The following is a 17,495-nucleotide window of genomic DNA, read 5'->3' as shown; positions in this document are numbered from 1 at the left end:
CAATTGATTAATATCCCTTATTGAACTAAACTGCTGCGTTAGTTCAATAAGAAAAAAGGCTTTACTCCTTCCTGAAGTAAAGCACCCGTTAGTTGAAGAAGGATTATGAAAATAATTAAGGATAATCATGCCAATAATTCTTATTTTTCATCTATATAACGAGTTTTGTTATTCTTCTAGTTTAACTATCCACTTTTTACGGAGTTTGTATTTATGTGTAAGTGTAATCTCGCTATTTGAAATCCATTTTAAATCTCCTAGTTTTTGAACAAAACTAAATTCATGAGGTCTATCTTTAAATAGTAATTCATTTTTTATTATCTCATTTGACTTTCGTTCTCTAATAATCATCGAAATAGTAATAAAGTCAATATCGTGCTGGCAAAAAATTTCTGCTTTATGTTTTCTATCTGGAGAAGCTTTTTGCTTCAAAGAATATTCATTAACATAGTTTCTATCTATTACCTCTTTGGAGACCCTACTAAAAATACTAGTATCCCAAGAAAAATGATTTGCTACCTGTAATATTCCTTCGTTAATTTTTTCTAGTATAACTTTTTTCTTTTCAATATTGGATAGCTTCCAATAGGATTCTAAGTCTATGAATACATATACATCTGTAAATCCAAGTGCAATTTTAGGTACACTATTTAACTTATCTAAATCAGTTACACAAAAGATGTTTATTTTTTTGGTCTCTTCCGTCTTAAACTTTCCTAATAAATCTGTATACAATCTAGCTATACATCTTACTTGGTCACCAAACAATACATGAAAATCCTTACAATTCTCCCAATAATCTTGTCTTGTTGCCTCTTCTTTAGTTAAATTTTGAGTTAACATTACTTCATCTATATATTCTTTATTTGCTTTATACTCCAAATACAAACCTATATCCCTCAAATACATTGGAATTCCTCTGCTTTCTTTATTTAGGCTTGGGATACGTATGTCTAGTACGTAGATTACTCCATTGCCCCTAATTACTATCACGTAACATCGGTTCATGATAAGGCTAAGTATAACATTTTCTTGTTTAACTAAAGCACCCGTTAGCTTAATAAGAAGATGTAAATTATAAGCAGTAAAGAAATCGCTATGATTGATTTAATCCATAATATTTTTTACTTATGCCGGCTTTCCCTTCAAGATAATTTAAGTAAATCATTGTTAAAGGAAAACCTAACAATGCAAATGAAGAATCCCCACCAACCGTTTCAACATATTTGAATAATCCTACCACAATAATGAGGAGTCCTAGTGTACCAATAGACATATTAAAATATAAAGTGCCTCTATCGTTTTCCTCCAATTTTTCTCCCCCCCAGTTGTATATCTCTGTATAGTCTTTGTTTAACTAAACTGCTGCATTAGTTGAATAAGAAAAAGCTACCCTTACCGGTAGCCACTTGTTCAACTAAAGCACCCGTTAGTTGAACAAGATAAGGGACGCTTATTCAACTAAAGGGCCTGTAGTTGAAGTTTAGGAACGATTAAAAAATGTAGGTTTACAGCGTTCATAAATGGTCTCTATATACAGGTTTTTATTCAGATAACACACATACAATGTTTTCTGCAAAATCTTGAAAAGTCTTATTGTAACTTTATTTATATAACTTTGCATAAAAAGCTGCATAGACAATGTTCCAACACAAAATGCGTAAACGTTTATTTAACAGCGTTTACGCATTTTTCATGTAATCCCAAACTTTCATTTGGGAACGTTATTTTGAATACAGTAGAAATAAATATAAATAAACAACTTACTCAAGAACCGCTCCGTTTTTTAATCTTTTAATTACATCTTCTTGGATTTTCCCACGTTGCATCAAGTACTTCATTAAAAAGATCAATGGTTTCTTGGCGAAATAATGGACTTTGAATTATAGGATCAGATTCACCACCAGCGTTTAATCCTACTACAATGTTCTTATCATTTCCAAGCTCGTTAGATGGATTATAAATCCAAGCACCACCACTAGCACCTTCTCTAAATGGATTGTTTTTCATTTGAACCAAATTCAAATCAGAAAAAATTTCCCCTCTAGTCCCATTGACCGCTACCATTCGTTCTCCATCTTGAAAATTACCAGGATACCCGATTGATTGGAGATTAGTGTAGGGTATGCCTATTTGTAAGGGCATCCAGTCAGTAAAAGGTTCTGTTGTACGACAAAATGCAAAGTCAAACGAGCGTCTGACGTGACCTTCACTCCCAACAAATTCTTCTGGTGTTCCTACTTGGTCAATTACAAAATCTTGACCTTCTACTACTTCTTCTTCTTTTCTATAGCCACGAGTAAATAGAAAATTAGTGTATTCCTCTCCAGTTGTAGAATCTATAATGCAATGGGCAACAGTTAAAATCATCTGACAATGTGCGACAAACTGTGCTGATCCGTAAAAATCTTCTGTACCATCGGCTGTTACTTTGGTATAGAAAATTATCCCTCCACATTTATATGGATATTGGTTTATATCAACTTCAAACGGATCTTCTAGGTTATGGTCTTCTGTGATTGTTTTTATATCTTGATCTAAAGTGGGTGTAGGTGTTGCTTTTGCTTTTCTCTCTGGTGTCCAATAAACTAAGATGCTTTGAGCTTCTTTAGAATCATATGTTTTAATTGAAAAGTTCATTTTATTATCGCCTCATAAGATTTATCTTTTATAGTATTAGTTTTAACTTTTTCTTTATTCATCTATTATGAATTTCAAGGGGTGAGTATCCTTCTTATTTGGAAAGTATCAAGAAAAAGTACAAAGCAAAATTAAGTAAATAGCTGACACCATGAATCATGCACAATGGAAAATGTTAGATTTGAAAGTTTCTCTTTTATTTCAAAAGGGAGACTTTTTGCAAATCTAGCATATTTGGATTGTGTTAGATTCAAAAGTATCTAACTCCATCACTCAATACGAAAAAGCTGCCATGTAAAGGCAGCCGAAACTTAAACTAAAGCACCCGTTAGTTGAATAAGGAACTTAATTTTCATTTTAATTATTGACTATAAATTTCTAAAATATTAATTCTATTTCGTTCTTATCTAAGTTAACGAAAATGCCTTTGCTATTCCAAATATATAAAAAAAGGCACTCCATTTAGTACTTTGATAAAATATCAGTCAATACATTTCCATCTATATTACCACCGGATAAAACAAGAGCAATGTTTTTCCCTCCAACTCGCTCTCTATAGTCCATAACAGCAGCTATCGTAGTGCAGCTACCTGCTTCCACAATATACTTTTCCTTTTTTGCCATGAAACTAACTGCTTTTGCAATAGATTCTTCTGATACAGCTATAAAGTCATCTACGTAATCTTTGGCCAAATCATAGCTGAGCTTACCGACCCCTCCAACAAGAGCATCACATAATGATTCCTCACTGTGATATTCTTCATAAAAAGTATTGTCTTCATAAGATTTTATCATGGCAGGACATGCTTCTGTTTGTACTCCTATGATACGAATCCCTGGTTTTATAGTTTTAGCGGCAACAGCTATTCCTGTAATTAGCCCGCCTCCCCCTATCGGCACTACGATGGTATCAATGTCACTATTTTGCTCAAGAAGTTCAATCGCAACTGTACCCTGACCACCATAAATTTGAGGATCACTGTAATAAGCATCAATATAAATTAATTTATGTTCTTTTATAAATTCCGTCCCTAATGAATGAGCTTCATCATAATTATTTCCTAATAGTATTACTTCACCTCCAAAATATTGAATTTTGTCTATTTTGCTTTGGGGGGTAGTTTTAGGAACAATGATTTTCACATTATTTATTCCAAGAATCGAAGCTGCATAACTTACGGAACTTCCATGGTTGCCTGATGAAATTGCAGCAACACCATGACTCATTTCCTCCTTAGTTAAAGTCAACATTTTATTTAATGCTCCTCGGATTTTGAAGCTTTTTACTCTTTGTAAAGATTCGAGTTTAAAGAAATATTTTTTACTTTCATCTCCCAAGTAAAAAGATTCCTCAAGTGGTGTTTTTGTTACATAATTTTTGATACGTTCATATGCGTCTTTAACATGATTATAATTAAAACTCATCATTTATACTCCACCTTCTAAATTTCTGATTTTATCCCAAGACCTTTTTCTTCGGCTGTCTGTAGTGCAATTTTTGCTGTATAGAGATCTAAAAGTGCCATTCCTGTAGCATCAAATACAGTTACTTGTTCATCGTTGGACCTTCCCTTAATTTTCCCCAGTATTAAATCACCAATCTCCCCATTGATATTACTCTCTGTAATTATGCCTTGCTTAAGAGGTAGTTCAATTTCACCTACTTGTACACAATGTTCCATGTCATCTACATAAATGCTAGCTTTTGACATGATTTCAGATTCTATTTCCTGTTTACCTACCATATCCGCCCCTATGCAGGAAATATGCGTTCCTTTTTGTACCCACTGATTTTTTATTAACGGTACTCTAGAAGACGTCACAGTGATGATGATGTCACTGTTTTTCACTGCACTTTCCAAACATTCAACTTCTTCAAATATTATTGTTTCTGTATCGATTCCAAATTCATGTTGAAGTCTTTGAGAAATACTGCTAATGAAACTTTCTAGTTTAATTTTATTTCTTGCTGATATCATTACTTTTTTTAGATTTGGCAATGCTGTCAGGGTAGCTGCAATTTGAAAAATTGCCTGGTTTCCGGCTCCAAGAACAAGTAGAATCTTAGAACTTTTTCTAGCTAAGTATTTAGCTCCTATAGCACCAGACGCACCAGTTCGTATTCCCGTAATGAACGAAGCATCCGTTATCCCTAAAGGTTTCCCTGTTTCAGCATCAAATACGACAATCAATCCTATTAAAGTTGGTATGCCCTTTTCTTCATTCTCACCAAACCATGTTACTGTCTTATGTCCAAACAGCTTTTCACTCTTTAAAAAACCTGATTTAATGTCCATATCTGCCTTACCTGGCTCAAAATCATAAAAAATAGTTGGCCATGTTTCAGTTTTACTCTCACTCTTAGATTTATAAACTGTCTCAACTAAATCAATCACTTGATTGACTTTTAATACTTGTTTAACGATTTCATTACTCAAAACTCTAAATTCAAACATTGACTTTACCTCCTTATACTTGTCTAAATAACAATGGTTATAAAAAACAAAAAGCATTGAATCTCACCCCGCCTATAAATAGGCCCTAATGGGAATGAGACTCAATGCTTTATTTAATGTTTTTACCCGGGGATAAAAACAGCACCATGTTATTTTATTTACATTAATAATAACATAAAAAAGTTCAATGTAAATATTTATTCTTATTGAACAAAACTGCCCCGTTAGTTTAAGTGTAACATTTCACATTGGATCGCCGAAACCTACTTGATGTATTGGACATAAAAATAGACCATCCAAATGATGGTCCAGTTTAACTAAAGCACCCGTTAGTTGAAGATGAAAAAAGCACAACCTAAATTTCTTTTTGCAGGTATTAGAGATAAATATTAAGTCTCAATCCTATTCGCTGCTGAACGATTCAAATAGGAACCTCCATAATAGCATAATATTACTAGCATTAGCATTGCAACAGAGCCCCATAAAAACAGATTAGTATCTGTAGATATAAAATACTCCAATCCATAAAAAGGTCCAGCCAAGAGTAACATAATGACTACAAAAATAAATAATGTATTTATATATCCCAAAAGACAACTCAATATTAAGAAGAAAAAATAGAATAGAGAAAACTTTATAAAATATTTATGTTGATAGTACCCCATATAAATACTAATAATGAGCCAAATCAAAATAAATACAACTACATTGATTCCTTCCGTAATAGTAGACGGGTGTCCCATAAATTTTCTGTCATACTTATTAAAGTGAATGGAAATGTTCCTGCTATAGCTATTAACCAAAGAGATAACGTTCGGCTCTTCTCCCACATCAATTTCATCTCTTTAACACACTCCCTAAAGGTATTCTTTGTATGTTCTTGGTTAACTAACCGGCTGCGTTAGTTCAAGAAAAAAGTGCCACCCCTATACTTGAAGTAAAACATCTCTTTTGTTCAATAATTTACATATATAAACTTATTCAACACAATCGAAAAAAAAACCTTCTTCTTCAACTAAACTGCGGCGTTAGTTTAAGTATAACATTTCACAATGTATCAACTATATCTACTTGATGTTTTAGACGTAAAAATAGACCATCGAAATGATGGTCTTGTTTAACTAAAGCACCCGTTAGCTGAATAAGGATTCTTACGTTTTACAGTTACTTTAACTCATGTGAATGTCTGTTCCAAATTGAAGCAATTTTAGTTTTTTTGCCACAGATTGGGATGCGTAATTATCCCACGAAGTACTATATAGAGCAATTCGTCCTTGTTTTTGTACTGCTGCTGCCCAAGCATTTGTAACATCTATACCGTATCCTCTTCCACGGTAATCTTCATGTGTGAAAACACTTGCTTCGTCTGCTTTTGTAGTCTTCCTTGCACTACAACAAATCGAAACAGGAATATTGTCTTCAACTATTACAAAACAAGGTTGCTTATACTCAAAATCCTCAAATGTATATGGAAAATTAGACTTTAAAAGTTCTTTATTTTCATGAGATACTTGTATTGCTTGTGTATGAGCCGTGTCCCTTTCATTAGGAAACACATACGCAAGTCCAATCCATAAATTACTTAATGGACGGTATATGCTTAAAACATTGATTACTTCTCCTAGATTAGCACCAGGATCTGTACCTATAACCTGTTCTAACTTCTCTATAAGACTCTCATCCAGCGTATTTGAATACCTTACAACACTTCCTAGGTTGGTGGCACCAACGAAAATTCTAGGTGCATCATCATACGGTGGTTCATTTACGACTGTTACTCGATTTTCAGTATCGTGTTTAAATAACACATTCACATGATGTTCCATCAATTCTAAATCAGATAACATAAACATTCCTCCATAATTTTAACGTATCAATCTAGGCGTCGTTTTTATCTTATGCTGTATTAACCTTCTGCGTTAGATTAAGTGTAACATTTCACAGTGTACATAAAAATAGACCATCGAAATGATGGTCTTGTTCTGCTAAAGCACCCGTTAGTTCAATAAGAAACAAGCTTTTAATTTAGGATTTACTTTCACTTGAAAATATTAAAAATGCACCAATAATAAAGACAAAGATAAATACTATTAAAGCGAGACCGAAAACATAAGGTTTTAAGAAAATGCTTATAAGAACAAAAGGGGTACCAACAATAGCATCAATAAGAAAAAGATACCCTTATAGGCAGCTACTTGTTCAACTAAAGCACCCGTAGTTCAATAAGAACCTCTAAATAAAGTATAAAGAAATTATTTATCTTGTGCAGAAATAATAAAGATGTTTAATTTACAATAAAGTCATTTAAAAATAATATAGTTGTTTAAAAATCCTTATTCCACGAACAGATCAGGTTAGTGGAAGCAATATTAATTAGGTTTGACTGAAAAAATTGTCGATGAATTTAAAAAAGACACCGAAGTGTCTTACGTTTTTCAAATTAAGCATACAGATAAATTGAAATTTAATTACTTAACATTATGCTTATCTTGGGAGCGAGGTATTCTATCGGTGAGTGTATACAAACCATGTAATGCTTGCTGTTAATAATGCTGACGAAATCAAAGCTGTAAGAACGCTATATGTTCGCCAAATAAGTATTGTTGACCAATCGAAAGCACAGCATAGTATACCCTGGGCAATCGTAGCGAGCAGGAAAATAACTGTTACGATTATTCTCTTTTTTGTCATTGGCTGCCGCTCATTCGTTTTCCTTCTGCGTAATCCTAAGAGAATTAGCAAAAGGCCCAATAGGCAAAGAATAATTGTGATAGACGACAAAATGATATCCAAAAGCTGTGTGCCGCTTATTTCATATGACTGAGTTAGATTGCCGTCTAATATATCTTTAACTTTTAGTACCAGGTTTATATTGGTATTTGCGCCGTTGCTCAGCAAGCAGATGGCTGTTCTTTCATTTAGCAGTATGGCTACTTGGGTTCTGAAATTTGGATTGCCCCCAGTGTGTTCTATAATCGTTTGGTCGGCGTTTACCGACCAGCCTGCCGCATAATACATATCGTTGACAGCCGAAACAGACATATCACCCCTATGTGATTTTTCGATAACCGAGTGAAATATTTCGGGTATGTCCTGCACGATACCCATCTGTATGCCCATCCAACGCGCCATATCTTTTGTATTAGAAATGATGTAGGCTGCTGGTTTATTCCCAGCATAATCCGGAGCTTTAAATGGAGTTGTCATAAAAAAGGAAGAACGGTAGCCCTGTGCCAACTGTCCAGTGGCTTGAGCATCTTCTTTATAAACATACGTCTGGTGAAGACCTAACGGCTGAAATACCTGTTCCCTCATAAAATCTTCATAGCTTTGTCGCGAGACAATCTCAATAACCAAACCCAATACGTCATAATTAACGGTTCCATAGTTATACTGTTCACCGGGAGGGAACGCCAATTCAGCATCTACGAGCATTTCCACAGTCTTTTCCAACATATCCGGTGTATTGCCTTGTGGAATATTTTGAATATGCCTAATATTTGTTAGACCACTGGTATGGTGAAGAAAGTTATTTAGTGTAAGACTTTGCATATCAACAGGTTTCCCTTGATACTTTAAAGTAAACCAAGGTAAATATTTTTGGACAGGGTCAGTCATTGAGAGCAGCCCTTGCTCTTCCAACAGCATAATACCCATACCGGTAAAAGCTTTACTGACCGAGGCTAACTCATAGAGTGTATTTTCACTTGCAGACAACCCCTTTTCACGGTCTGCATACCCTGAAGAAAAGTAGAACACTTCATCATCAGCAAGTATTGAGATTGACATTCCCGGCACACCTGATATACGACGGGCATCATCTAGCAACGCTTGTATTGCCGCAGATTTCGTATCTGATAGCGCATAACTTTGTGTTGCGAATCCTGAGAATAATATAAATATCATTAATATAAAAACAATAATCTTTTTCATAAACTCTCCTTTTTGAAAAATTATAAGAGAATCATATAAATAATCTACTTTTACAACTACTAAACTAAATATTAATTTATCTTTCAATTCACCTATATAATATCAAGTAATTGTGAAGAGTTACTCTTAAACGAAAAGATGCGTTAGTTCAATAAGAAGTAAATAACTTTATTATTCATTTTTTAAGTAATATATAAACAGATGGAAGTAATTTGAAACTACTTTAAAGAGCCTTGCTACGTAGAATGTAGTATGGCTCTTAGCTTTTATTAATCAAAATTCAATAACTTTATTATCATTATACATATCTTTATCTTTTCGCTGACTATCCTTTACTGTTTTTGCCATAGCAAAAAAAACAATTATTATAGATATTGTAAAGAATGCAATGAGAGAAGACATATACTATCATTCCTATCATTCCTTTCATTCCTACTATCCTTTGAAGTATACTACCATATAAGAAAAATTGCTTCTTCAACTAACCTGCTGCGTTAGTTTAAGTGTAACATTTCACATTGTACATAAAAATAGACCATCAAAATGATGGTCTTGTTTCACTAAAGCACCCGTTAGTTTAAGTACATTCCTTCACAAACTATTTTATTCACTCTTGCCTAAATTTATTTTAATTCACCATTTTTTTATAAAAATAAGTGATTGAAAGATACCATACAAAAAGAATAATAAAACTAGCCCAATAATATTAGCTTTTCATTTTCTTTTTAAAGCCAGAAATCGCAATAAAGTAAATAACAATTGTATAGCCGATTACCCAAAGTAATGGAACGACAAGATTTCCATATTCACCGGCCAGTGTCGCCCTTGTTGCATCTCTGGCATGAGCAAATGGGAGCAAATAGGAAATAGTTTTGAATGTGCCACCAATCATATCCAATTCAAACCATGCCCCGCTTAACCAAGCTGAAAGGTTCACAAAGATCGCAAATGCCCCACCGACTTGCTTATCTGTTAGGAACGTCCCTAGTAAAATACCAAAGCCAATGTATAGAAAGGAAATAATAATAAGTACAATAAATGCAATAATGACGTTGATATTAAATGGCAAATCTAAAACGAAGGCAGAAATAAAGCATATAACAATTTGCAGGATTGCAACCGGTAGCAGTGGGAGTGTATATCCAACGATAAAATCTGTAGCTGTCATAGGAGAAGCAAAGATGCGTGTTAAGAACGAAGTGCTTTTATCCTTCCCAAGAAGCATTCCAGAAAACAATGTGATAAACGAGAAACTAAACACGACAATACCCGGCGTTAAGTTTTCAATACTGTATAAATCAAATGGCATATTTTTTTGCATTATAGAAAATAGCCACATGATAATAATCGGAAGCAAAATACCAAATAACAGTGTTACTGGATCGCGTAATATCTCTTTACGATTACGTTGTGCAAATGTCAGCATTCTCATGGTTATTGCTCCTCCGTTAATTGAAGAAAGACCTCTTCTAATGTTGCTTGACCTGTTTGATTTTTTAACTCTTCACTGGTACCGAGTGCATGTAATTTTCCGTTATGCAAAATGCCTACTCTGTCTGCCAATGCTTCTACCTCTTCTAGATAATGTGTTGTCAAAACAATCGTTATTTTACCTTTTAAGCTTAGTAAAATTTCCCACAAACCACGTCTTGCACGGACGTCTAATCCAAGTGTTGGCTCGTCTAAGAAGAGAATTTCAGGATTTGTAATCATTGCCATTGCAACACTTAACCTACGTTGTAAACCGCCCGATAACGTTTTAGCTCTACTTTTCGCACGATTTGTTAATCCAAATATCTCCATCATTTCAGTAGACTTTTTCATAGCATCACGTTTATTAAAACCATATATTGCTGCAATGAACTCCAGATTTTCTTTAACCGAAAGATTTGGTGCAACAGCAGTTTCTTGTGGAGAAAGGTTAATTTTTTGCTTCACTGCATCTAACTTTTCAACAATACTGTCTCCATTCATCCATGCATCACCACTTGTAGGTGTCAATAAACAACTTAGCATTTTAATTGTTGTTGTTTTTCCTGCAGCATTTTGGCCCAGTAGTGCAAAAAACTCTCCTTTTTCAATGGTGAATGATAAATGATCTACTGCTGTGCGATCTTTGAACTGTTTAGTTAACTCTTTCATGACAATCGCCATTTATTTGTTTCCTCCCTCTTCATTTCGTTTCGATTGAATAGCTGCGTTGATCTTTTGTATATCTTTTTTCGAAAGGTTATATTGAATCCACCACGTCAGAATATACGTCGCTAAAAAGCTAATCATCATAATAATGACGTTTTTGAACGTTTCCGGCGTCCATAACAGCATCACTACCGGCACCCATACAATGGAGGTTACGCAAAAATGGATCATATATTGCTTCAATAGTCCCCATTTTGCAATATCAAAAACAAGCGAACTTGTAGCAAAAACAACACCAATACAGCCGGTTAAAATAATTTGAGTGATGAACGCTGTTGTTTCATTTGTAAAGAACGCACGAAAATTATCTAGTACGGGAAGATAAGTCCCTTGCCCTACTTGCAATGAAATGAGGATCTGAACCACTTGTCCAATCAATACCCCAATGACAAAACCACCAATTATTCGACTGAGTATAGATTTCATATTATTTCACCTCATATTCCAAATAGTTTCTTTATCTTTGTGACATAGCGACGGGAAGCAAACGTTTTAATATCACCTTTTAAAGTCACACCAATTGTTCCGGTCATACTAATATCCATGTTCTTAATCATTCTGATATTCACGATTTCTGATTTCGAAATACGGATAAACAATTGATTATCTAATTTTTCTTCAAGTTCATATAACCTTAAACGAACTGTATAGATACCATCTTTCGTTTGAACATACACTTTTTGTTTCTCTGCATAGATCCGAATAATATTCTTATTGTTAACGATTTCAACACCTCGATGAGAAAACACTGCTAGTGAATCCACCGTATGTTCTGATAGGCGTTTCACTATCTCAGCAATCTCGTCTGTCATTTTATCAGTGAGAATGAGGATTCTCGGATCTTTACAAGACGGATCAATTGAAACTTCAACTTTCATTTCATCACATCCCTTCCGCTCACCTTTACTATAAAAAGAATTCTTCTTCCTGTATATGAATTTTCGATAATCGGTCGTTATCGGATGATAAGCGGTCATAAAATTAATGTCACATAGTCAATTAAAGTAATATAAGGATATAGCACATTTCTTTAAAAGAATCATCTCCTTTATACCACTATTAAAGGATTATCCATTGTTTCTTTAGCATAAAAAAGAATCAACTTTGTTAAAAAGTCGATTCTTACTTTAATTTCTAAGTTCTAATTTACAAACTCTATTAAATAAAGTTTAGTATTGCAGGCGAGTTCCACTCTAGTGATTTACTTGTTGTTGTCTTTATCTTTTTATTAAACTAACCTGCCCCGTTAGTTTAAGTGTAACATTTCACAATGTATTTCTGAGTTCCACTTGAAATTTTGGATAAAAAATAGACCATCGACATGATGGTCTTGTTTAACTAAAGCACCCGTTAGTCTATTTAGTAATAGTGGATTTAATAAATTTAGTTGTCATTATTCAACTCATTTTTATCAAACCAGTTTCTTAATTGTTCAGCGTAGTTAAGCCTATCTTCTGGAGCACTTAATTTACCGTCCGTTCGATAAAGATCATCATCGTTATATCGTGGATAAACATGTAAATGGTAATGCCAGACATCTTGACTACCGCCAGGTTCGTTGTGTTGCCGAGTAGAAATCCCATCGCATTTGTAACACTCCTTTAATGCGAAGGATATCTTCTGTACCAACTGGTGAATTCGAGTTGCATATTCATTTGGTAGGTCAAAGATATTTTCATAATGTTTATTTGGTATGATGATGACATGTCCATTGTTATTTGGCCACCACAATGTGGCGATTAAAGCTGTTACGTATTCATCTTTATATACAATATCTTGCTGTTTGGACTGAACTAACTTGTTTTCTTCATCCTCTATACCTTTTACTAATAGACAAAAAGGGCAAACATAACCCTTTGGGATATGACTATATTGAATCATAAAACAACCTACTCCTTTTATTTATATCATTATCCATTTCTCCAACTAGACTGCACCTTTCCTCCAGTTCTATCCTAATTACATATTCTGCAATTTAACTTCGGATTCCTTTTTTAACTAACCTGCCCCGTTAGTTTAGTATGGCTTTCATTTTCCGAACTTCGCAATTTTTTTCAATACAAAACTACCACAAATAAGCACCATTATCCCTACTATTTTAATCATTACGTTTCTAAAAGGTTCATTATAAATTGTGGTACTTAAAAACAATGAACCAATAAAAATTAATATAATACCAAGTAACGTACTTATTAATTTCATTTCTTACAACTCCCATGAGATAACGAATTAGTTGAATATCCTTATATTAAACTAATTCGTTAATACTCTTAAAATCCCTCTTATTCAACTAACCTGCTGCGTTAGTTTAAGTATATTTCTTCACAATCTTATTCAAATATTAACATAAATATCCAATTAACTTGAGCTTATTATTAAAAAAATATTAGACATGGTGCAGGTGTCGTCATATCATATTACGATAAATCAACCTTTCCCTTTAATATTGCCTAATAATAAACCACCCTCCGAGTTATCGGTTGGTGGCTTCTCTTTCATCTAGTATCCGACAATATTCAGCCAATTCATCAAATTTTTCATTTGGCATATTGATTTATTTTAGAGTGTTATACCGCATTAACTTTAGCGATTTCACTAAGCTTATTAAAGTAGCAATTTACAAAGCTTATGGAATGAAGTTAAGAACATCTGGGATTATCTTTGATTCAGAGTTTAATCCGAATCGGGTTAATTTCATCTCCTGCTAAGAATAACATTTCAAAAAAGAAATAGGGGTTACTCGACAGCTATTCTTAGTAAGACGGAAATGATCGTGCTCCATCAAAGCCTCTTATATCATAATCTATATTTCCATAGCTATCTATTTGATTAATATTAATGATAAGAACGATTTTATCTGGTTGAGGAGGATTAAAGTATACCAAATTTTCAGTTATTTCAAAACCATTTAAAAGCTTATAGTTCATGTAAATGCTTGTATCCCTTCCTCTATTATTTATATTTTTATTTTTTTTTGTTTTTATTATGGAGGTATTCTCAGATTTTAATCGTTCTATATTGCCTATTTCCCTATAGACTGTGACTGTATCCTCTACATAACCATATGAAAAATTAAGATTGGCTAGTTCAATTCCACTTAAATTATTTATCTCTATCGTAACGCCTTCTTCATAATTTTGATAAACATCAGGCTCTTGTAAAAAAGGTAGTAACATAACTAATATAAATAAAAGAACAAATACTAATAAACAGAATAGAACTGTTTTATATTTCAAATCCTATAGCCTCCTAATATTCGACAGTACCTACTCCGTAATAAGAAAAAAGAACCGCTTTTCAGTTCGTGTTTTCAACCTAAAGCACCCGCTAGATTAACATCTTACTATAGAATAATAAATTCATTATTCAATAGTTAATTTCATCTGGCCCATATTTATCCCAGCCATTATAACCTCTATATTCATACTTTAAAAATCCATGAGGTTTTACTTCATGGATATTTAAAACAACGACAGCTTTTGAAGGTGCCGCAGAATAAAAATAAGCTAAACTATTCACTGCTTTTCCACCATTATCAATGTAATAATGCAAATATAAGCTTGTATCACTCGATATTATCTCTTTGCTGCTACCAGTTATTTGGGTTGTTTCTCCAGCTTTTAGACTCTTTATCGTTCCTACCTCTTTGAAATCCGTCTTATTGACGCTATATGAAAATATAAGATCAGGTAGACTTTGATTACTCAAATTATTTACCTCAATAGTAACTCCTTTATCATATTTCCTATACTCTCCTTGAGCTTTCATTTCCCAAAAGTAAAAAAACAAATATACACATATTACATTCATAACTACTGCCAATGCAATAAGAAGAGCTATATATCTTTTCTTCAAAATAACACCTCCTCCTTATAAAGATTACAACAAAAAAAACAACCAAAGTTATTACTTAGCCTTCTTAAACTAAACTGCTGCGTTAGTTGAAGAAATAGTCATTCTCCCACTTGAAGAAAAGCTTTCTATGTTTAAAATTGCTTTATTTTTGTTCCATTCTTTTTAGATAACTATTCACCAAATTGGCTTAAGTATTCAATATTATCGTTTATAACTGATTGATAAATTTCTATACGATATTTAGGATGACTATGCAATTGATGGTTATAATTGTTGATTTTACATAAAGAAGACCTAGAAGCTAGCGAGTTCCAACTTTTAAGTTAATGATTTTTTGAAGGGATGTCATAATTGACATCCCTAATAATATTACTGGATCCTAAACGTTTAGCACCAGTAATCATATTCTTTAATAATCAACACTACTTCTTCAACAGTTTCTAAAGTTAAAAAAACTACTCATAAATTATGGAATTTCAACTTCAAATTCTTCATACATAATTGGTTTTGGGAATTTAAATGTTTTAAGCTGTAAACCGTGCTTCTCACCAGTTGAAAATTCTTGCTTAAAAGTATTTCCTTCGATTCTTTCCGCAACTGGTTTGTCTTCTAACCTTAAGTTCTTCCCGTTAGCGTCTTCTAGCCATATTGGATTGTTCGTAAGTTTATTGTCGATAATAACATCACTTTGAACCTCAAAATACACAATTGCCCTATCCTCTTGATAGGTTATATTTGTTATAAGAATTTTTCCAAAATCACCTTGGTCCAATTCAAAGGGTACACTATGCTCATTTAATGGTAATGAAACCTCTTCGGCATTTACTTCTGTCTTTGGAATTGTATAAGGAATAATTCTAATGTTTTTTGTTCCTTCTTTTAAAGGCGGATAGAGAAAATTAAAATATTCTACTTTTTCATTGTCTTCTATCCCTCCATATATACTTCCACTTACAAAGTCTAATACATTCTCTTTATCATCTATAAGATAATAATTCAACATAGATGAGTTAAACTTTTTATCTTTTTCATCTACCTTTACTTTCAAAGCAAGGTCAGTTCCTGTTGGTCCAAGCTTCACAGAAGTAATTTGCACTTCAGCTTTTTCAATTGTTTTAACCTCCTGTGGTCGAATAACAGTCACTTTATTTGATTGCATCACAGGAAAGTCGAACTCCCACTTCCCTTGAATAAGACCGATAGCGTCAAAGCTTAACTTTATCTCAAACTCCTCGGGGAGCTCCACATTTGGATTAATATCTATTATTCCTTTATATTTCTGGGGTGTGACAAATTCACCTGAAGAACTGGAACTAAAGTTTATTTCCTCTCCATCCACTTCAATGGTAGGTCGTTCAAGCTCTCCAATAGCAAATAATGATTCTTGTGTGTAACCAAATGTTAGGCGTGTTCCGTCATAAAAAATTTCATTGATTGTCAAAGTAATTCCCTTATCTTTTGCAGACTGATCAACTATTTGCGTTAAGCCCTTTTGTCCTGCTATCCTTAAACCTTCATCACTGACTTCATTAAAGAAGGTACCTATGATTGGAATTTGAGATGCGATTTGTGCCATAACTGGTGAAATGCTTGCTGAAGTAATAAACAACCCAAATCCTAAAACTGCCGCACTAAGCGAATAGAAACCTATTTTCCTCTTCGATTTTTTGACTTGATTTTCATTAATTGTATTTGTAATAATGGAATCTAGCTTGTCCAATGGAACGCTAATTTTATCGAACTCTCTTTTAAAATCTGGCTGTTGATTATCCATAAACACAGTCCTCCTTTAAAATTTCTCTTAACAGATTTCCACCACGATGGATATTTGTTTTCACTGTTCCTTCTGGACAATCTAATATATCCGCAATTTGCTTGACTGTAAAATCTCTGTAAAACCTTAGGATTAAAACAGTCTTATATTTTTCATCTAACTTTAAAACAGCCTGAAGTAAGTCATCGTTTCTTTCATTTGGTAGATAGGAACCTACTTTATTCTCCAACAATTCCCTTTCCATAGGAATAATTCTTTTCTTCTTATTCAAAAAATCAATAGCTGTGTTGATCAGAATACGAGTCAACCATGTTGAAAAATACTGTTCATCTTTTAAGTTATTAATCGAGATAAGTGCTTTATATACCGTTTCTTGAAAAACTTCAAGTGCATCATCTTCATTTCTCGTATAAACATAAGCAATTTTATAAAGTTTTACCTTTTCCTTCTCTATTAACTGCTGAAATGCTTTTTTATTACCCTTTTTAGCACGCTGTACCTTCTTTTTGTCTGACAAAATAATGCCCCTCCCTTCCTCTAAACGTTAGACAAACGAGATAAGTAAAACGTTTCAATTTTATTAATCTTCTTATGTATTTAAGATAATAAACCAAAAGTTAAGTGAATTAGATGCTTTT

General features: G+C 33.3%; 17 protein-coding genes. All 17 read right to left on the bottom strand.

Translation table 11 applies throughout. The features are described 5' to 3' along the window. Nucleotides 1-168: 168 nt before the first annotated feature. The 17 genes from P2Q73_RS08860 to P2Q73_RS08780 all read right to left on the bottom strand — a co-directional run bounded on the left by P2Q73_RS08860 (nucleotide 169) and on the right by P2Q73_RS08780 (nucleotide 17,374). The gene (locus P2Q73_RS08860) at nucleotides 169-909 is read right to left on the bottom strand and encodes a hypothetical protein (RefSeq protein ID WP_275786031.1); all 741 of its coding nucleotides are present in this window, start codon (nucleotides 907-909) and stop codon (nucleotides 169-171) included. 187 nt (nucleotides 910-1,096) lie between these two features. After that, nucleotides 1,097-1,312 (bottom strand): hypothetical protein, encoded by a 216-nt coding sequence (locus tag P2Q73_RS08855; protein ID WP_275786028.1) that lies wholly within the window; start codon nucleotides 1,310-1,312, stop codon nucleotides 1,097-1,099. A gap of 482 nt (nucleotides 1,313-1,794) precedes the next feature. Then, nucleotides 1,795-2,640 carry a trypsin-like serine peptidase gene (locus P2Q73_RS08850; RefSeq protein ID WP_275786025.1) on the bottom strand — a complete coding sequence of 282 codons (846 nt, stop codon included), beginning with the start codon at nucleotides 2,638-2,640 and terminating at the stop codon, nucleotides 1,795-1,797. 462 nt (nucleotides 2,641-3,102) lie between these two features. Continuing rightward, entirely contained in the window at nucleotides 3,103-4,068 is a 966-nt protein-coding gene (locus P2Q73_RS08845; RefSeq protein WP_275786022.1) for a threonine ammonia-lyase, read from the bottom strand. A gap of 14 nt (nucleotides 4,069-4,082) precedes the next feature. Then, a complete protein-coding gene (locus P2Q73_RS08840; RefSeq protein ID WP_275786020.1) occupies nucleotides 4,083-5,096 on the bottom strand; it encodes an ornithine cyclodeaminase family protein in 1,014 nt (337 codons plus the stop codon). 1,169 nt (nucleotides 5,097-6,265) lie between these two features. After that, nucleotides 6,266-6,943: a GNAT family N-acetyltransferase gene (locus P2Q73_RS08835; protein WP_275786017.1), complete on the bottom strand. Its 678-nt coding sequence runs from the start codon at nucleotides 6,941-6,943 to the stop codon at nucleotides 6,266-6,268. Between the two features lie 658 nt (nucleotides 6,944-7,601). After that, a complete protein-coding gene (locus P2Q73_RS08830) occupies nucleotides 7,602-9,029 on the bottom strand; it encodes a serine hydrolase domain-containing protein (RefSeq protein ID WP_275787423.1) in 1,428 nt (475 codons plus the stop codon). Between the two features lie 706 nt (nucleotides 9,030-9,735). After that, nucleotides 9,736-10,461: an ABC transporter permease gene (locus tag P2Q73_RS08825; protein ID WP_275786014.1), complete on the bottom strand. Its 726-nt coding sequence runs from the start codon at nucleotides 10,459-10,461 to the stop codon at nucleotides 9,736-9,738. A 2-nt stretch (nucleotides 10,462-10,463) separates the two neighbouring features. Continuing rightward, the gene (locus P2Q73_RS08820; protein ID WP_275786011.1) at nucleotides 10,464-11,183 is read right to left on the bottom strand and encodes an ABC transporter ATP-binding protein; all 720 of its coding nucleotides are present in this window, start codon (nucleotides 11,181-11,183) and stop codon (nucleotides 10,464-10,466) included. Beyond that, nucleotides 11,184-11,654, bottom strand: a complete 471-nt coding sequence (locus tag P2Q73_RS08815) for a DUF3021 domain-containing protein (RefSeq protein ID WP_275786009.1) — start codon at nucleotides 11,652-11,654, stop codon at nucleotides 11,184-11,186. Nucleotides 11,655-11,665: 11 nt separating this feature from the next. Continuing rightward, on the bottom strand, nucleotides 11,666-12,106 hold the full coding sequence (locus P2Q73_RS08810; protein ID WP_275786007.1) for a LytTR family DNA-binding domain-containing protein: 441 nt from the start codon (nucleotides 12,104-12,106) through the stop codon (nucleotides 11,666-11,668). Between the two features lie 505 nt (nucleotides 12,107-12,611). Next, on the bottom strand, nucleotides 12,612-13,109 hold the full coding sequence (locus tag P2Q73_RS08805) for an HIT family protein (protein WP_275786004.1): 498 nt from the start codon (nucleotides 13,107-13,109) through the stop codon (nucleotides 12,612-12,614). Between the two features lie 147 nt (nucleotides 13,110-13,256). Then, nucleotides 13,257-13,430: a hypothetical protein gene (locus P2Q73_RS08800; protein WP_275786000.1), complete on the bottom strand. Its 174-nt coding sequence runs from the start codon at nucleotides 13,428-13,430 to the stop codon at nucleotides 13,257-13,259. A 551-nt stretch (nucleotides 13,431-13,981) separates the two neighbouring features. Then, on the bottom strand, nucleotides 13,982-14,464 hold the full coding sequence (locus P2Q73_RS08795; protein WP_275785997.1) for a hypothetical protein: 483 nt from the start codon (nucleotides 14,462-14,464) through the stop codon (nucleotides 13,982-13,984). Nucleotides 14,465-14,594: 130 nt separating this feature from the next. Beyond that, nucleotides 14,595-15,083, bottom strand: a complete 489-nt coding sequence (locus tag P2Q73_RS08790; RefSeq protein WP_275785995.1) for a hypothetical protein — start codon at nucleotides 15,081-15,083, stop codon at nucleotides 14,595-14,597. A 466-nt stretch (nucleotides 15,084-15,549) separates the two neighbouring features. Beyond that, nucleotides 15,550-16,857 (bottom strand): DUF4179 domain-containing protein, encoded by a 1,308-nt coding sequence (locus P2Q73_RS08785; RefSeq protein WP_275785993.1) that lies wholly within the window; start codon nucleotides 16,855-16,857, stop codon nucleotides 15,550-15,552. Beyond that, nucleotides 16,850-17,374 carry a sigma-70 family RNA polymerase sigma factor gene (locus P2Q73_RS08780; RefSeq protein ID WP_275785991.1) on the bottom strand — a complete coding sequence of 175 codons (525 nt, stop codon included), beginning with the start codon at nucleotides 17,372-17,374 and terminating at the stop codon, nucleotides 16,850-16,852. Before P2Q73_RS08780 ends, P2Q73_RS08785 begins: the two co-directional genes overlap by 8 nt. Between the last annotated feature and the right edge of the window lie 121 nt (nucleotides 17,375-17,495).

The sequence above is a fragment of the Bacillus sp. Cr_A10 genome, assembly GCF_029222665.1.
Lineage (GTDB): Bacteria > Bacillota > Bacilli > Bacillales_A > Planococcaceae > Psychrobacillus.
The sequence above is the reverse complement of the archived record's forward strand: the minus strand, read 5'-3'. Positions and strand labels throughout refer to the sequence as shown.

Coding starts and splice junctions, on each gene's coding strand:
- P2Q73_RS08860 (WP_275786031.1), bottom strand. CDS start 909: ATGTATTTGAGGGATATAGGTTTGTATTTGGAGTATAAAGCAAATAAA.
- P2Q73_RS08850 (WP_275786025.1), bottom strand. CDS start 2,640: ATGAACTTTTCAATTAAAACATATGATTCTAAAGAAGCTCAAAGCATC.
- P2Q73_RS08845 (WP_275786022.1), bottom strand. CDS start 4,068: ATGATGAGTTTTAATTATAATCATGTTAAAGACGCATATGAACGTATC.
- P2Q73_RS08840 (WP_275786020.1), bottom strand. CDS start 5,096: ATGTTTGAATTTAGAGTTTTGAGTAATGAAATCGTTAAACAAGTATTA.
- P2Q73_RS08835 (WP_275786017.1), bottom strand. CDS start 6,943: ATGTTATCTGATTTAGAATTGATGGAACATCATGTGAATGTGTTATTT.
- P2Q73_RS08830 (WP_275787423.1), bottom strand. CDS start 9,029: ATGAAAAAGATTATTGTTTTTATATTAATGATATTTATATTATTCTCA.
- P2Q73_RS08825 (WP_275786014.1), bottom strand. CDS start 10,461: ATGAGAATGCTGACATTTGCACAACGTAATCGTAAAGAGATATTACGC.
- P2Q73_RS08820 (WP_275786011.1), bottom strand. CDS start 11,183: ATGGCGATTGTCATGAAAGAGTTAACTAAACAGTTCAAAGATCGCACA.
- P2Q73_RS08815 (WP_275786009.1), bottom strand. CDS start 11,654: ATGAAATCTATACTCAGTCGAATAATTGGTGGTTTTGTCATTGGGGTA.
- P2Q73_RS08810 (WP_275786007.1), bottom strand. CDS start 12,106: ATGAAAGTTGAAGTTTCAATTGATCCGTCTTGTAAAGATCCGAGAATC.
- P2Q73_RS08805 (WP_275786004.1), bottom strand. CDS start 13,109: ATGATTCAATATAGTCATATCCCAAAGGGTTATGTTTGCCCTTTTTGT.
- P2Q73_RS08800 (WP_275786000.1), bottom strand. CDS start 13,430: ATGAAATTAATAAGTACGTTACTTGGTATTATATTAATTTTTATTGGT.
- P2Q73_RS08785 (WP_275785993.1), bottom strand. CDS start 16,857: ATGGATAATCAACAGCCAGATTTTAAAAGAGAGTTCGATAAAATTAGC.